The following is a 15464-nucleotide window of genomic DNA, read 5'->3' on the forward strand; positions in this document are numbered from 1 at the left end:
CGCACGGCTCGGGACGGCCCGCGAGCCGGCGGTACGCCTAGGTCGTGCGTCCGTCGTACGCCGCGAGCAGCCGGTCCGCGGCCAGCGGCGCCGGCAGCTCACCGGACAGCACGGCACGTCGTACGTCGTCGCGCACCGCGGCGACCCCCGGCGAGGAGCGCAGCCGCTGGTCGAGCTCGTCGCGCACCAGGGCCCAGGTGAACTCGAGCTGCTGCCCCGCGCGCTTGTGGGCCAGGCCGTCGACACCGAGGTGCTCGCGGTGCGCCCCCACGCGGTGCCACACGTCGTCGACCCCGGCGCCGGTCAGCGCGGAGCAGGTGACGACGGGCGGGGCCCACTCGGCGTGCCCGCGGACCAWGCGCAGCGCACCGGACAGCTCGCGCGCGGCCACGCGGGCGTCGGTCTCGTGCTCGCCGTCGGCCTTGTTGACCGCCACCACGTCGGCGATCTCGAGGATGCCCTTCTTGATGCCCTGCAGCTGGTCGCCGGTGCGGGCGAGGGTGAGGAACAGGAACGTGTCGACCATCCCGGCGACGGTGATCTCGGACTGCCCCACGCCGACCGTCTCGACGAGCACGACGTCGTACGCCGCCGCCTCGAGCACCAGCATCGCCTGGCTGGTCGCCCGGGCCACGCCGCCCAGCGTGCCGGCCGAGGGCGAGGGTCGGATGAAGGCGTCGGGGTCGACCGACAGCGTCGCCATGCGGGTCTTGTCGCCGAGCACCGAGCCGCCGGTGCGCACCGACGAGGGGTCGACGGCGAGCACGCCGACGCGGTGGCCCGCACCGGTCAGCCGGGTGCCGAGCGCCTCGATGAACGTCGACTTCCCGACGCCGGGGACGCCCGAGATGCCGACGCGGGTCGCCATCGGTCGCTCGGCCGCCGCGAGCTCGGTGAGCAGCTCGCGCGCGGCCGTGCGGTGCTCGGGACGCGACGACTCCACGAGGGTGATGGCGCGCGCGACCGCGGCCCGCTGGCCCGCGCGCACCCCCGCGACCAGCTCGGGGACGTCGATCGGCCGCGGCATCAGCCGGCGTGCTGTTGCCGCAGGCGCGCGATCAGGTCGAGGGCCGACTCCGCGATGACGGTGCCCGGCAGGAAGACCGCCGCGGCTCCCATCTCGCGCAGCGTCGCCACGTCGTCGGGCGGGATGACGCCGCCGATCACGATCATGATGTCGGGCCGGCCCTGGTCGGCCAGCGCCTGCTTGAGCGCCGGCAGCAGGGTCAGGTGGCCGGCGGCCAGCGAGGAGACACCGACGATGTGCACGTCGGCGTCGATCGCCTGCTGGGCGACCTCCTCGGGCGTGGAGAACAGCGGCCCCACGTCGACGTCGAAGCCGAGGTCGGCGAAGGCGGTGACCACGACCTTCTGACCGCGGTCGTGGCCGTCCTGGCCCATCTTGGCCACGAGGATGCGCGGGCGGCGCCCCTCCTCCGCCTCGAACTCCTCGGTCGCCTCCAGCACGGCGGCGACGGCACTGCCCTCGGCGGCGCCTGCCTCGTCGCGGTACACGCCGCTGATCGTACGGATCACCGCCTGGTGGCGGCCGTAGACCTTCTCCAGCGCGTCGGAGATCTCCCCGACGGTCGCCTTGGCGCGGGCCGCGTCGACGGCCAGCGCCAGGAGGTTGCCCTCCAGGGAGCCGCCGCCGACCGGGCCGCGCTCGGCGGAGGCCGTCAGCGCGTCCAGGGAGCGGCGTACGGCGTCGTCGTCGCGCTCGGCACGCAGCCGCTCGAGCTTGGCCACCTGCTGGCGGTAGACGTCGTCGTTGTCGACGCGCAGCACGTCGAGCTTGTCCTCGGCGGCGAGGCGGTAGGTGTTGACGCCGATGACCTTCTGCGCCCCCGAGTCGATGCGTGCCTGGGTGCGGGCGGCCGCCTCCTCGATGCGCATCTTGGGGATGCCCTGCTCGATCGCCGCGGCCATGCCCCCGGCCCGCTCGGCCTCCTGGATGTGGGCCCAGGCGCGCTCGGCGAGGTCGTGGGTGAGCTTCTCGACGTAGTAGGAGCCGGCCCACGGGTCGATGACCTGCGTGGTGCCGCTCTCCTGCTGCAGCAGCAGCTGGGTGTTGCGGGCGATGCGCGCCGAGAAGTCGGTCGGGAGCGCGATCGCCTCGTCGAGCGCGTTGGTGTGCAGCGACTGCGTGTGGCCCTGAGTCGCGGCCATCGCCTCGATGCAGGTGCGGCCCACGTTGTTGAAGACGTCCTGCGCGGTCAGCGACCAGCCCGAGGTCTGGCTGTGCGTGCGCAGCGACCGCGACTTGGGGTTCTGCGGCTCGAAGTCGTCGACCAGCCGAGCCCACAGCGCGCGGGCCGCGCGCATCTTCGCGACCTCCATGAAGAAGTTCATGCCGATCGCCCAGAAGAACGACAGCCGCGGCGCGAACTGGTCGATCGTCATGCCCGTGTCGAGGCCGGCGCGGATGTACTCCACACCGTCCGCGAGCGTGTACGCCAGCTCGAGGTCGGCCGTCGCCCCGGCCTCCTGGATGTGGTAGCCGGAGATCGAGATGGAGTTGAAGCGCGGCATCTTCTGCGAGGTGAACGCGAAGATGTCGCTGATGATCCTCATGCTCGGCGACGGCGGGTAGATGTAGGTGTTGCGGACCATGAACTCCTTGAGGATGTCGTTCTGGATGGTCCCCGCCAGCTGCTCCGGCTTCACCCCCTGCTCCTCGGCCGCCGCGATGTAGAGCGCGAGCACGGGCAGCACGGCGCCGTTCATCGTCATCGACACCGACATCTCGTCGAGGGGGATGCCGTCGAAGAGCGTGCGGGTGTCGTAGATCGAGTCGATCGCCACGCCCGCCATGCCGACGTCGCCGCGCACCCGCGGGTGGTCGGAGTCGTAGCCGCGGTGGGTGGCGAGGTCGAAGGCGACGCTCAGGCCCTTCTGGCCCGCCGCGAGGTTGCGGCGGTAGAACGCGTTGGACTCCTCGGCCGTCGAGAAGCCGGCGTACTGCCGGACCGTCCACGGCTGGGTGGTGTACATCGTCGGGTAGGGGCCGCGCAGGAACGGCGCGAGGCCCGGCCACGTGTCGAGGCCGTCGAGGCCCTCGAGGTGCTCGGGGCCGTAGACCGGGAGGACGTCGATCCCCTCCGGGCTGCTCCACGGCGTCCCCTCGCTGGTCGAGGAGGGACGCCGTCCTGTCACGAGACCCTCGCTGAGAGGGACGTCGGCGAAGTTCTTCGGGATGCTCATCGGGCGAGCTCCTCTCGGATCCGGCCGAGGAAGCCGAGCGCATCGACTCCCACGGCACACGAGTCGTCCACGTCCGTGACGGTCCGCTCCCCCGGCTTCCCGGCCAGGACGACGTACGACGCCCCTGCCGCGCGCAGCGCCGCTACGAGGTCGGCGCCCCACTCGGCGTAGGCCGCGTCGGGGCCCGCGAGGCACACGACGGGCTGGCCCGCGTAGGCCTCGAGCACCGAGGCGACGTCGGCGGTCGCTCCGGCGGCCTCGACGGCGACACCGCCGGCGGCGAACAGGTTGGTGGCGAAGGTGGCGCGCGCGGTGTGCGCGGCGATCGGGCCCATCGTGGCGAGGAAGACCGGGCGCTCGGCGGGCTCGGTCCGCATGTCCTGGAAGGCCCAGTCGTAGTGGCGGGCGTAGCGGTGCGGCATGTCCTCGCGCTCGGGCAGCACCTCGCCGAGGTTCGGGAACTCCGAGACGCCGGTGAGTGGGCGGGAGCGGTCAGCCACCTGGGCGTCGCGGGCGGCGCGGACCGCCCGGGAACGCTCCTTGACCCCGGCGCGGGCCTCGTCGGCGAGCGCTCCACCGGCCGCCTCGATGCGGCCGAGCTCGGCCCAGCCGGCGACGGCGAGGTCGTCGGTGAGCTTCTCCACGGCGTAGGAGCCGCCGGCCGGGTCGGTGACCGCGGCGACGTGCGACTCCTCGATCAGGAGCGAGGAGGTGTTGCGGGCGATCCGGCGGCCGAACGCGTCGGGCGCCCCGAGCCGCTCGTCGAACGGGACGACCGTGACCGCGTCGGCGCCCCCGACCCCGGCGGCGAAGGCGGCGATCGTGCCGCGCAGCATGTTGACCCAGGGGTCCTGCTTGCTGGTCATCGGCCGGCTCGTGACCGCGTGCAGCGCCATCTCGCCGGTGGCACCGGACGCCTCGAGCACGCGGGCCCACAGCCGGCGCGCCGCCCGAAGCTTGGCGATGGTCGGGAACTGCTCGTCGGTGGCCGCGAGGCGGAACTCGACCAGTCGCGCGCCGTGCTCGGCGGAGAAGCCGGCGTCGGCGAGGAGGCGGAGGTAGGCGACGCCGGTCGCCATGGCCCAGCCCAGCTCCTGCGCGTCGCTGGCTCCCTCGTCGTGCAGCGCCGTGCCGTCGACCACCAGCGCGCGGACGCCGAGCTGGAAGCCGCGACGCGCGACCGGCGCGAACAGGTCGCGAGCCGTGACGCCGTCCTCGCGCACCCGGGAGGGCAGCATCTCGATCGTCTGGAGGTCGAAGGAGAGGTTCGTGGCGGGGTGCAGCGCACCCTCCACGCCCTCCAGGAAGTCGGCGAAGGCCTCCACCTGCTCGGTCGAGGGACGGTCGAGGACGACGGGCGCCAGGTCGAGCAGCACGCCGTCGAGCAGCGTGGCCCAGTCGTGCTCCGTCGCCTCGGAGAGGTGCAGCGCGAGCGACGTGGCGCCGTTCTCGAGGTCATGCAGCACCGCCTCGTTGGCGGCCTTCGCGTCGACGACCTCGACCTGCGTCCGCACGTCCCACGCACCGGTGCGCGACGGTCGCCCCGAGGTGGTGAGCCCGTCGAGGTCGGAGGGCTGCCCGATCGGGGCGACGTCGATGCCGTCGAGCGTCGTCCGGCTCAGGGCCGCCCAGACGTCGGAGTCGGGCGCGTCGTCACCGAGGCGGCGGGCCTTGCGCAGCACGGCGGCCGTGGCCGCCTCCCACGCCGCTGCGTCGTACGTGTCGCCGTCGCCGACGAGCCGGAGGGAGCCCTCCGCGGGCTGCAGCTCCTCGGGCTCGTCGAGTCCACCGTCGAGGCCACCAGGGAGGTCGGTCATGCTGCGCAGGATAGGCCCGCACAGTGGCGAGGGTCACTGGCGCCGGCTATGGGATAGGTCACCGTCCCGGCCGACGTGCCGGAGATTCCCGGCCGGCCGGGACGTCGGCCCCATGTGCACGCCGCCGCTGGTTCCTAGCGTCGTCGTCATGCCGGACGTCTTCCTCCACGTGGGTCTCTACAAGACAGGGACGACCACGATCCAGGGCGCCCTCGCGGCCACGGCGGAGCAGCTCGCCGCCGCGGGGGTGCTCTTCCCGGGGGGCCACCGTGCCCAGCGTCTCGCGGCCTACGACCTGCTCGGCCAACGTGTGGGCGGCGAGCAGCGCGGCGAGGCCGCCGGGGCGCTGGGCCGGCTGGTCGACCTCGTCGACTCCCACGACGGTCCGACCGTGGTCGTCTCCGAGGAGGAGCTGTCCCTGGCGCGACCGCGCCAGGTGCGTCGGCTGGTGCGTGCGCTCGCGGGCCACCGGGTGCACGTCGTGATCGGTGCGCGCGACATGGCGCGAACGCTGGTGTCGGCCTGGCAGCAGACGATCGTCAACGGCGGCGCCACCACCTGGGCAGACTTCGTGGCGTCAGTGCGGGGACAGGAGGGCGCGCCCCCGAGCGAAGGCGTGTCCTTCCACTGGCGCCACGACCTCCTCCGCGTGGTCGACACCTGGTCGGCGGCGGTGCCGGCCGAGCGGATCCGGTTGGTCACCGTGCCGCCACGGGGCACACCGGGCACCGCCCTCCTGACCCGCTTCGCCGCCGCGGCGGACCTCCCCGCCGGCTGGCCCGGCGAGCGCCAGGTCGTCCGCAACGTCTCGCTGGGCGCGGCCGAGCTCGAGGTGGTGCGCCGGCTCAACGAGGCGGTGGGCGGGACGTTCAACGCCACCCAGCACCGGTTCGTGATCGAGGCCGGCATCCGGTCACGGCTCGCCGGAGCGACCACCCGGCCGCTGGAGCTGCCGCCCGAGCACCTCGCATGGACGCGGTCGTACGGCGAACGTCTGGCGGCCGAGCTCGGACGCCGCGACCTCGCCGTCCACGGCGACCTGTCCGACCTCGTGCCGGCAGATGTCGCGGCCACCGGCCCCGCCCTCGACGTCGTCACGGACGCCGAGCTGCTCGCCGCCACGCGTGCGGCGCTGGTGTCGGTGGCCCTCGACCACGGGAAGCTGTTCCGCCGCTACCGGCGCGCGTTCGTCGAGCGCGAGGGTCGACTGCCGGGGCCCGCCGAGGTGCTGACCAGCCAGCTCCGGGCCGGCGGGTTCTGGGTGCGCAAGCGGGCCGTCCACCACGCCGACCGGCACCCGCTCGTGGCGCGCGCCTCGAGCCTCTACGTGCAGCGGACCTCGCCGACGTCGCGCTGGTGACCTACCACCCGGCGACGTGGTCGACGACCAGTCGGGGCACCAGGTGGTCGTCGTCACCGGTGGAGTCGCCCGGGAAGTCGAAGACCGCGACCATGAGCTGCATCGGGTACGTCGGCGGGCGCGGGCATCGACGCAGCTCGGTCCCATCGACGGTGAACACCGCCACGTCGGCGTCCCAGTCGACCGCGTAGGTGTGGGACACAGACACGTCGACGTCGACCCTGGGAGCCGCGAAGTCCTGGGCGAGGGCCGGGTCGCGGAACGCCTTGATGCCCACGCCCACCTCGGCGGAGCCCGGCCGCAACGCGTTGCCGAAGACCTCGACGACGCAGAGCTCGCCGCAGCGCAGCTGCTCCTCGTCGTCCTCGAACCCCGCCATCCACAGGGCGGCCATCGAGCGGGGCGACAGGTCCATCGCGCACCGGATCTCGACATGTCCGGAGATCGGCAGCCACCCCTCGAAGCGCGGCTGCTCCTCCTTGACCGTCAGGCCGTCGGCGAACCGCTGCTGTCCGCGGCTGGTGCCGACCGGTCCCGACCAGCTGCCCGACTGGATGCCGGAGACACGCAGCGGCGGGGCGTGGTCGTCCGGGCACCAGAGGGGGTGGTCGACGGGGACGTCGAGCACGAGACGGCTGTCCTCGAGCCGGTGGCTCGCGAGCGTCGCCGCGCGTGAGCTCCACGCCGGCAGGTAGTGCGGCACCCAGACCGACCGGTCGAGATCCTCGCCGTCGAAGTCGTCGCGGAACACGCCTCAACCCTCCGCTCAGACCTCCGTGCGGCCCTCGTTGTCCTTGTTGCGCATCCCGATCTTGTTGCCGAGCCACACGAGCGGGTCGTACTTGCGGTCGACCACGCGCTCCTTCATCGGGATGATCGCGTTGTCCGTGATGCGGATGCCCTCCGGGCACACCTCCGTGCAGCACTTGGTGATGTTGCACATCCCCAGGCCCGCCGCGCCCTGCGCGAGCGCGCGACGGTCGTGGGTGTCGAGCGGGTGCATGTCGAGCTCGGCGTAGCGGATGAAGAAGCGCGGTCCGGCGAAGTGCTGCTTGTTGTCCTCGTGGTCACGCACGACGTGGCAGACGTCCTGGCACAGGAAGCACTCGATGCACTTGCGGAACTCCTGGCCGCGCTCGACGTCGACCTGCGCCATCCGCCGCTTGCCGTCGGCGTCACGGGGACCCAGCTCGGCGTACGGCAGCTCGCGGGCCTTGCGGTAGTTGAACGACACGTCGGTGACGAGGTCGCGGATCACCGGGAACGTCCGCATCGGCGTGACCGTGATCGTCTCGGACGGCTCGAAGTCTGAGAGCCGGGTCATGCAGAGCAGTCGCGGACGGCCGTTGATCTCCGCGCTGCACGAGCCGCACTTGCCGGCCTTGCAGTTCCAGCGGATCGCGAGGTCGCCGGTCTGGGTGGCCTGGAGCCGGTGGAGCGCGTCGAGGACCACCTCCCCCTCGGACACCTCGACGGTGTAGTCGGTGAGCTCACCGCCCTCGATGTCTCCGCGCCAGACACGCAGCTTCAGGTCGTAGGCCATCAGGTCTCCTCGAAGTACGTCTTGAGCTCGTCGGGCATCTCGGGCAGCGCCTGCTCGGCGAGGGTCACGCCGGTGCCGGCGTCGTCGAGGCGGACGACGAGGTTCTTGTGGCCCCACACCTCGTGGTCGGTCGCGGGGAAGTCGTCGCGCGTGTGCCCCCCGCGGGACTCCTGCCGCGCGAGGGCCGCCTTCGCGATCGACTCCGAGACGACCAGCATGTTGCGCAGGTCGAGGGCGAGGTGCCAGCCGGGGTTGTACTGCCGGTGGCCCTCCACCGACATCTGCTGCGCCCGCTGCTTGAGCTCCTCGATCCGCACCAGCGCCTGCTCGAGCTCCTCGGCGGTGCGGATGATGCCGACCAGGTCGTTCATCGTCTGCTGGAGCTCCTGCTGGATCGTGTAGGGGTTGTCACCCCCCTCGACCTGGAACGGCGTCAGCGCCGACCACTCACCGGCCCGGACCGACTCGTCGGTGATCTCGGGTCGCTGCGCAAGGCCGGCGACGTACGCCGCTGACGCCTCGCCGGCGCGCCGGCCGAAGACCAGCAGGTCGGAGAGGCTGTTGCCGCCCAGCCGGTTGGAGCCGTGCATCCCGCCCGAGCACTCGCCGACCGCGTAGAGGCCGGTGACCGAGCTGAGCTCGGTGTCGGGGTCGACCTCGATGCCGCCCATGACGTAGTGGCAGGTGGGTCCGATCTCCATCGGCTCCTGGGTGATGTCGACGTCCGCGAGCTCCTTGAACTGGTGGTACATCGACGGCAGCCGCTTGCGGATGAAGTCGGCGTCGCGGCGCGAGGCGATGTCGAGGTAGATCCCGCCGTGCGGTGATCCACGACCCGCCTTGATCTCGGAGTTGATGGCCCGCGCGACCTCGTCGCGCGGCAGCAGCTCGGGCGGGCGGCGGTTGTTCTTCTTGTCGTCGTACCAGCGGTCCGCCTCCTCCTCGGTGTCAGCGGTCTCCGCCCGGAAGAAGTCGGGGATGTAGTCGAACATGAATCGCTTGCCCTCGGAGTTCTTCAGCACGCCCCCGTCGCCGCGCACGGACTCGGTGACCAGCAGCCCCTTCACCGACGGCGGCCAGACCATCCCGGTCGGGTGGAACTGCACGAACTCCATGTTGATCAGGGACGCACCGGCCCGCAGCGCCAGCGCGTGGCCGTCACCGGTGTACTCCCACGAGTTGGAGGTGACCTTGAACGACTTGCCGATCCCGCCGGTGGCGAGCACGACCGCCGGGGCCTCGATCGTCACGAACCGGCCGGTCTCGCGCCAGTAGCCGAAGACGCCGGAGAGGGCGCCGGCATCGTCCTTCAGCAGGTCGGTGACGGTGCACTCCATGAAGACGTCGATCCCGACCTGCACCGCGCGCTGCTGCAGCGTGCGGATCATCTCGAGGCCGGTGCGGTCGCCGACGTGGGCGAGCCGGGCGTACTTGTGGCCGCCGAAGTCGCGCTGGCTGATCAGCCCGTCCTCGGTGCGGTCGAACAGGGCCCCCCAGTCCTCGAGCTCCATCACCCGCTCGGGCGCCTCCTGGGCGTGCAGCTGCGCCATCCGCCAGTGGTTGAGCATCTTCCCGCCGCGCATGGTGTCGCGGAAGTGGACCTCCCAGTTGTCCTCCGGCCACCGGTTGCCCATCGCCGCCGCGATGCCGCCCTCGGCCATCACCGTGTGCGCCTTGCCGAGCAGCGACTTGCACACGATCGCGGTCTCCGCGCCCGCCTCGTGCGCGGCGATCGCGGCCCGCAGGCCCGCCCCACCGGCGCCGACCACCACGACGTCGTACCGGTGGCGCTCGATGCCGCCCTCGGCGTAGTAGGACATCTCGTTGCCGGTCATCGGATGCCTGGATTCGTTGATCATCGGAAGCCTTCCGGGTGGTTCAAAAGAACCTCACGTCCTGGATCCTGCCGGTGGCGAGCAGGAAGATGTAGAAGTCGACGATCGCGACCGAGAACAGCGAGTACCACGCCCACTTGCCGTGGCTGGTGTTGAGCCGTGACACCCAGGTCCACAGCCGGTAGCGCACCGGGTGCTTGGAGAAGTGCCGCAACCGCCCGCCGACGAGGTGGCGGCACGAGTGGCACGACAGCGTGTAGAGCCAGATGAAGGTGATGTTGGCGATCATCAGCAGCGTGCCGAGGCCCATGTGGATGCCGCTGGTCTCCCCGTCGCCGACGGCGTACTCCGCCGGCATCGGCCGGAAGGCCAGGACCGTGTCGAAGGTGAGCACCAGACCGACCAGCACGGCGGCGTACCAGAACCAGCGGTGGACGTTCTGCAGGATCAGCGGGAACCGCGTCTCGCCGGAGTAGGACCCGTGGGGCTCGGCGACGCCGCACGCGGGCGGGCTCAGCCAGAACGCGCGGTAGTAGGCCTTGCGGTAGTAGTAGCAGGTCATCCGGAAGCCGAGCGGGAAGATCAGGATGATCAGCGCCGCGGACAGCGGCCACCACGCGAACGGCTGGCCGAAGTCGGAGGCGCCCTCCACGCAGTCGCCCAGGCACGGGGAGTAGAACGGCGACAGGTAGGGCGTGGCGTAGTAGTCACGGCCCATGAAGGCGCGGACCGTCGCGTAGACGACGAACGCCGAGAACACGACGAACGTCGTCAGGGGCGAGAGCCACCACCGGTCCTGGCGCAACGTCCGCGCGTCGATGCGCGCGCGGGTCGGACTGGTCACGCCGTGGTCGGTTGTCGCCATGCGTCCTCCGTGAAGGTCCCGGCAATCCGGGAGGCGGTCCCGGACGACGGTCCCGACTATGACCTGTGTCACGCCTGAGCGGAAGACACCGCGCCCAGCAAAACGTCACACGCCCTCGGCGCGTCGTGCGTCGCAGCGCCGCGATAACGTGGCCGCGTGGCAACCCAACTCAATCCCCCTCGGCTCGTGAAGGGCGCGCGGGCCTCGCGCACCACCATCGCGCTCAAGCTGGGCATGGCGGTCAGCGGCTTCATCTTCCTCGGCTTCGTGCTCGCGCACATGTACGGCAACCTCAAGGCGTTCGCCGGACACCACGCGTTCAACGAGTACGCCCACCACCTGCGCGTGCTCGGCGAGCCGATGCTGCCGCACGAGGGCGCGCTCTGGATCCTGCGACTGGGCCTGATCCTGTCCCTGGTGGTGCACGTCTACTGCGCCGTCGTGCTGTGGCGCCGCGCGGCTCGTGCCCGCACCACCAAGTACGTCATGAAGAAGGACACCGGCGCGACGCGGGCCAGCCTGATGATGCGCTGGGGCGGCGTGACGATCCTGGTCTTCCTGATCTGGCACCTGCTCAACTTCACCATCGGCAAGGTCAACCCGCAGGGGGGCGCGACCAACGACCCCTACCTCCTGATGGTCGACACCTTCGACCTGTGGTGGATGACGCTGATCTACATCGTCGCGATGCTCGCCCTCGGCGCGCACCTCCACCACGGCATCTGGAGCGCCGCGCAGACCCTCGGCTGGACCGGCACCGCGGCCAAGCGCCAGCGCGCCAAGGTCTTCGGCTTCGTCATCGCGCTGATCGTCTCGGTCGGCTTCTCACTCGTCCCGCTCGCCGTGCTCGCGGGCATCATCACCAAGTAAGGGGTCACCGCACGTGAGCCACGACAGCCACGACATGGACATGCCCGACACCGTCACCGCGACGGAGGCCTCGCCCTCGGGGGCGCTCGACGGCGAGTACGACGACGCCATCGACTACTACACGCCGGGCGAGCCGCTGGTCGACGGGAAGGCGCCCTCGGGCCCCATCGCGGACCGCTGGCAGAACCGGAAGTTCGAGGCCCGCCTCGTCAACCCGGCCAACCGCCGCAAGCTCTCGATCATCATCGTCGGCACCGGCCTGGCCGGCGCCTCGGCGGCGGCCACGCTCGGCGAGGCCGGCTACAACGTCAAGACGTTCTGCTACCAGGACTCCCCGCGCCGCGCGCACTCGATCGCCGCGCAGGGCGGCATCAACGCCGCGAAGAACTACAAGGAGGACGGCGACTCCGTCCACCGCCTCTTCTACGACACCGTGAAGGGCGGCGACTACCGCTCGCGGGAGTCCAACGTCTACCGCCTCGCCGAGGTCAGCACCAACATCATCGACCAGTGCGTCGCGCAGGGCGTCCCGTTCGCCCGCGAGTACGGCGGCCTGCTCGACAACCGCTCCTTCGGCGGCGTGCAGGTCTCGCGCACCTTCTACGCCCGAGGCCAGACCGGCCAGCAGCTGCTGATCGGCGCGTACCAGGCCCTCGAGCGCCAGATCGCAGCCGGCACGGTGTCGATGTTCACCCGCCACGAGATGCTCGAGCTGATCGTCGCGGACGGCAAGGCCCGCGGCATCATCGCCCGCGACATGGTCACCGGTGAGGTCCAGACCCACCTCGCCGACGTCGTCGTGCTCGCCTCCGGCGGCTACGGCAACGTGTTCTACCTGTCCACCAACGCGATGGGCTCCAACGTCACCGCTGCGTGGCGTGCGCACCGCAAGGGCGCCTACATGGCCAACCCCTGCTACACGCAGATCCACCCGACCTGCATCCCCGTCTCCGGCTCGCACCAGTCCAAGCTGACGCTGATGTCGGAGTCGCTGCGCAACGACGGCCGCATCTGGGTGCCGAAGAACCAGGCCGACTGCGACAAGGACCCGCGCGACATCGCCGAGGAGGACCGCGACTACTACCTGGAGCGGATCTACCCCTCCTTCGGCAACCTGGTCCCCCGCGACATCGCCTCCCGGGCCGCGAAGAACGTCTGCGACGAGGGTCGTGGGGTCGGCCCCGAGGTGGAGGGCGTACGACGTGGCGTCTACCTCGACTTCGCCGACGCGATCGACCGCCTCGGCCGCGACGCCGTCGCCAACAAGTACGGCAACCTCTTCGACATGTACGCCCGCATCACCGGCGAGGACCCCTACTCGGTGCCGATGCGGATCTACCCGGCCGTGCACTACGTGATGGGCGGCCTATGGGTCGACTACGACCTGCAGTCCACGATCCCCGGCCTGTTCGTCACGGGTGAGGCCAACTTCTCCGACCACGGCGCCAACCGCCTCGGTGCCTCGGCGCTGATGCAGGGCCTCGCCGACGGCTACTTCGTGCTGCCCCACACGATCCGCGACTACCTCGCCGACGGCCCGTTCGAGGCCATCGCCGAGGACCACCCAGCGGTTGTCGAGGCACGTACGTCGGTCACGGAGCGCATCGACCACTTCCTGACGGTCAACGGCACCCGCAGCGTCGACTCGTACCACCGCGAGCTCGGCAACATCATGTGGGAGTACTGCGGCATGGAGCGCACGGAGCCCGGCCTGAAGAAGGCGATCGACCTGATCCGCGGCCTGCGCGACGACTTCTACCGCAACGTCAAGGTGCTCGGCACCAGCGAGTCGCTCAACCAGTCGCTCGAGAAGGCCGGCCGCGTGGCCGACTTCTTCGAGCTCGGCGAGCTGATGTGCATCGACGCGCTCAACCGGCGCGAGTCCTGCGGCGGCCACTTCCGTGGCGAGTCGCAGACCGAGGACGGCGAGGCGCTGCGGCACGACGACGAGTTCGCCTACGTCTCCGCCTGGGAGTGGGCCGGCCTCGACGAGCGGCCCGTCCTGCACAAGGAAGACCTCACCTACACGGCCATCGAGATGAAGCAGCGGAGCTACAAGTGATGTCACCCCACGACGTTCTCTCGCTCCTCCGCTCCGCTCCCCCGCTCGACGACGCCGCGGGGACCCCGACACTCACAAGGACCAACCGATGAACTTGACGTTGAAGATCTGGCGTCAGCCTGACGCCGTCACCGCCGGTGCGATGCACACCTACCAGCTGGCCGACGTCTCCCCCGACATGTCGTTCCTCGAGATGCTCGACGTGCTCAACGAGCAGCTCAACGACCAGGGCGAGGACCCGATCGCGTTCGACTCCGACTGCCGCGAGGGCATCTGCGGCATGTGCGGCCTGATGATCAACGGCGACGCGCACGGCCCGGAGGTCACCACGACCTGCCAGCTCCACATGCGCTCGTTCAGCGACGGCGAGACGATCACGATCGAGCCGTGGCGCTCCGACGCCTTCCCGGTCGTCAAGGACCTCGTCGTCGACCGCGGGGCCTTCGACCGGATCATCCAGGCCGGCGGCTACGTCTCGGTCAACACCGGCTCGGCCCCGGAGGCCCACTCGGTGCCGGTCCCCAAGGACGACGCCGACCGCGCCTTCAACGTCGCGACCTGCATCGGCTGCGGCGCCTGCGTCGCCGCCTGTCCCAACGGCTCGGCCTCGCTCTTCATGGGCGCCAAGGTCACCCACCTCGGCCTGCTCCCCCAGGGCCAGCCCGAGCGCGACGAGCGCGTGGTCAACATGGTCGCCCAGCACGACCACGAGGGCTTCGGCGGCTGCACCAACATCGGCGCCTGCACCGCGGCCTGCCCCAAGGAGATCCCGCTCGACGTGATCTCGCAGCTCAACAGGGACCTGCGCACCGCGATCAAGCACGGTCACTGAGCGACGTACTGCTGCACCGACGAGGGCCGGGGGTCTCCCCGGCCCTCGTCGGCGTCTCCTGGCGGTGTGTCGCTGCTTCGAGCGGTGAGTAGGACGCGTTCTCGCTTGTCAGAACATGTCCTACTCACCGCTATGGACGGCGTCGTCGACCGACCAGCCGGGACAGCGGTTGGAACAACGACTCCCACGTCGGTCCGAAGTCCGGCGGCGGACCGGTGTAACCCCGCTCGACCAGCGTGGCGTGGATCCGTCGCACCATCCGGCGCGGGCCTCGAAGCCGCTCCTTGGTGATGAGCTCGTAGGCGACCCCGTTCCGGCGGTAGGCGGCGTACCGGTCGATGTCGGCGTTGTACTGCCGCCGGTCCTCCTGGTGCTGGCTGCCCTCGTACTCCACCGCGAGCTCGAAGCCGCGGAACCACAGGTCGGGGGTCAGCTCGGTCCCGTCGCGGAGGACCACCTTCTCGTTGACCTCCGGGACCAGGAGTCCGGCGAAGACGACGTACGCCAGCACCTCCGCCTCCGGCATCGAGCGGCAGCGCCCGTCGAGGAACGGCAGCACGTACGACGTCTCCGGCACGCCGCGCCGCCACCTCTCCTCCGTCAGGAGCTCGTCGAGCAGGCTCGCCTCGAGCTCACCTCGGTGTAGCAGGAAGCTCCCGACCTTGATCGCGTCGATCAGCCGCGCCTCGGCGCAGAAGGCCACGAAGGCGGCCTCGACACTGACGCCGCAGCCGTCGTGAGGTGGGATCTTGACCGTCCGGTGCAGGAAGATGCCGTCGATCGAGAGGTGGTGATCGCCCTCGACGACGAAGTGCAGGGGCGACCGGGGACCCACGTCGACGCCGAGCTCCTGCAACCGGGTCACTCCGGTCGTGAGGGCACCTGGCGGCAGGGCCAGCCGCGCGGCAGCGATGCGATCAGGGAAGGACGGCTCGTGATCACGGTGGCAGTACACGCCGTCGTACACCCGCCGGAACTGACTGCCCTGCAGGACGCCTCGCGTGATGCCCGCCTCGATCGCCTCGGCGCGGCTGAACGGGCGGTGCAGGAAGTCGTCGGGAACGGCGTACATGCAG

At 70.9% G+C, this 15464-nt stretch carries 12 protein-coding genes; 4 read left to right on the forward strand and 8 right to left on the reverse strand.

All coding sequences use genetic code 11. The features are described 5' to 3' along the window. Positions 1 to 37 precede the first annotated feature (37 nt). Genes meaB through AC1DP1_RS09360 form a run of 3 tightly spaced genes read right to left on the reverse strand, consistent with a single transcriptional unit; the run spans position 38 to position 5021 of the window. Positions 38 to 1027, reverse strand: coding sequence for a methylmalonyl Co-A mutase-associated GTPase MeaB (meaB, locus tag AC1DP1_RS09350; RefSeq protein ID WP_477506634.1), 990 nt, complete (start codon positions 1025 to 1027; stop codon positions 38 to 40). Next, entirely contained in the window at positions 1027 to 3204 is a 2178-nt protein-coding gene (scpA, locus tag AC1DP1_RS09355) for a methylmalonyl-CoA mutase (RefSeq protein WP_477506635.1), read from the reverse strand. The genes meaB and scpA overlap by 1 nt, the downstream gene beginning before the upstream one ends. Continuing rightward, positions 3201 to 5021, reverse strand: a complete 1821-nt coding sequence (locus AC1DP1_RS09360) for a methylmalonyl-CoA mutase family protein (protein ID WP_477506636.1) — start codon at positions 5019 to 5021, stop codon at positions 3201 to 3203. Before AC1DP1_RS09360 ends, scpA begins: the two co-directional genes overlap by 4 nt. 148 nt (positions 5022 to 5169) lie before the next feature. Here AC1DP1_RS09360 and AC1DP1_RS09365 point away from each other — a divergent pair, with 148 nt between their 5' ends. After that, entirely contained in the window at positions 5170 to 6381 is a 1212-nt protein-coding gene (locus AC1DP1_RS09365; RefSeq protein ID WP_477506637.1) for a hypothetical protein, read from the forward strand. Position 6382: 1 nt separating this feature from the next. Here AC1DP1_RS09365 and AC1DP1_RS09370 read toward each other — a convergent pair whose 3' ends face one another. Genes AC1DP1_RS09370 through AC1DP1_RS09385 form a run of 4 tightly spaced genes read right to left on the reverse strand, consistent with a single transcriptional unit; the run spans position 6383 to position 10624 of the window. Then, positions 6383 to 7132 carry a glycoside hydrolase family 16 protein gene (locus tag AC1DP1_RS09370; protein ID WP_477506638.1) on the reverse strand — a complete coding sequence of 250 codons (750 nt, stop codon included), beginning with the start codon at positions 7130 to 7132 and terminating at the stop codon, positions 6383 to 6385. A gap of 15 nt (positions 7133 to 7147) precedes the next feature. Continuing rightward, entirely contained in the window at positions 7148 to 7924 is a 777-nt protein-coding gene (locus AC1DP1_RS09375; RefSeq protein ID WP_300050273.1) for a succinate dehydrogenase/fumarate reductase iron-sulfur subunit, read from the reverse strand. Further along, positions 7924 to 9783: a fumarate reductase/succinate dehydrogenase flavoprotein subunit gene (locus tag AC1DP1_RS09380; RefSeq protein WP_477506639.1), complete on the reverse strand. Its 1860-nt coding sequence runs from the start codon at positions 9781 to 9783 to the stop codon at positions 7924 to 7926. The genes AC1DP1_RS09375 and AC1DP1_RS09380 overlap by 1 nt, the downstream gene beginning before the upstream one ends. 19 nt (positions 9784 to 9802) lie before the next feature. Continuing rightward, positions 9803 to 10624, reverse strand: a complete 822-nt coding sequence (locus AC1DP1_RS09385; RefSeq protein ID WP_477506640.1) for a hypothetical protein — start codon at positions 10622 to 10624, stop codon at positions 9803 to 9805. A gap of 156 nt (positions 10625 to 10780) precedes the next feature. Here AC1DP1_RS09385 and AC1DP1_RS09390 point away from each other — a divergent pair, with 156 nt between their 5' ends. The 3 genes from AC1DP1_RS09390 to AC1DP1_RS09400 all read left to right on the forward strand — a co-directional run bounded on the left by AC1DP1_RS09390 (position 10781) and on the right by AC1DP1_RS09400 (position 14388). After that, positions 10781 to 11494, forward strand: coding sequence for a succinate dehydrogenase cytochrome b subunit (locus tag AC1DP1_RS09390; protein ID WP_457185992.1), 714 nt, complete (start codon positions 10781 to 10783; stop codon positions 11492 to 11494). A 40-nt stretch (positions 11495 to 11534) separates the two neighbouring features. Beyond that, positions 11535 to 13556: a fumarate reductase/succinate dehydrogenase flavoprotein subunit gene (locus tag AC1DP1_RS09395; RefSeq protein ID WP_457186216.1), complete on the forward strand. Its 2022-nt coding sequence runs from the start codon at positions 11535 to 11537 to the stop codon at positions 13554 to 13556. An 88-nt stretch (positions 13557 to 13644) separates the two neighbouring features. Next, entirely contained in the window at positions 13645 to 14388 is a 744-nt protein-coding gene (locus AC1DP1_RS09400) for a succinate dehydrogenase/fumarate reductase iron-sulfur subunit (RefSeq protein ID WP_477506641.1), read from the forward strand. Between the two features lie 130 nt (positions 14389 to 14518). On the opposite strand, the gene AC1DP1_RS09405 is transcribed toward AC1DP1_RS09400, so the two are convergent. Continuing rightward, complete coding sequence (locus AC1DP1_RS09405) at positions 14519 to 15460, reverse strand: hypothetical protein (protein ID WP_477506642.1); 942 nt, start codon at positions 15458 to 15460, stop codon at positions 14519 to 14521. Between the last annotated feature and the right edge of the window lie 4 nt (positions 15461 to 15464).

It is taken from the genome of Nocardioides sp. P4_G10 (assembly GCF_056401175.1).

Coding starts and splice junctions, on each gene's coding strand:
- scpA (WP_477506635.1), bottom strand. CDS start 3,204: ATGAGCATCCCGAAGAACTTCGCCGACGTCCCTCTCAGCGAGGGTCTC.
- AC1DP1_RS09360 (WP_477506636.1), bottom strand. CDS start 5,021: ATGACCGACCTCCCTGGTGGCCTCGACGGTGGACTCGACGAGCCCGAG.
- AC1DP1_RS09365 (WP_477506637.1), top strand. CDS start 5,170: ATGCCGGACGTCTTCCTCCACGTGGGTCTCTACAAGACAGGGACGACC.
- AC1DP1_RS09375 (WP_300050273.1), bottom strand. CDS start 7,924: ATGGCCTACGACCTGAAGCTGCGTGTCTGGCGCGGAGACATCGAGGGC.
- AC1DP1_RS09380 (WP_477506639.1), bottom strand. CDS start 9,783: ATGATCAACGAATCCAGGCATCCGATGACCGGCAACGAGATGTCCTAC.
- AC1DP1_RS09385 (WP_477506640.1), bottom strand. CDS start 10,624: ATGGCGACAACCGACCACGGCGTGACCAGTCCGACCCGCGCGCGCATC.
- AC1DP1_RS09395 (WP_457186216.1), top strand. CDS start 11,535: ATGCCCGACACCGTCACCGCGACGGAGGCCTCGCCCTCGGGGGCGCTC.
- AC1DP1_RS09400 (WP_477506641.1), top strand. CDS start 13,645: ATGAACTTGACGTTGAAGATCTGGCGTCAGCCTGACGCCGTCACCGCC.
- AC1DP1_RS09405 (WP_477506642.1), bottom strand. CDS start 15,460: ATGTACGCCGTTCCCGACGACTTCCTGCACCGCCCGTTCAGCCGCGCC.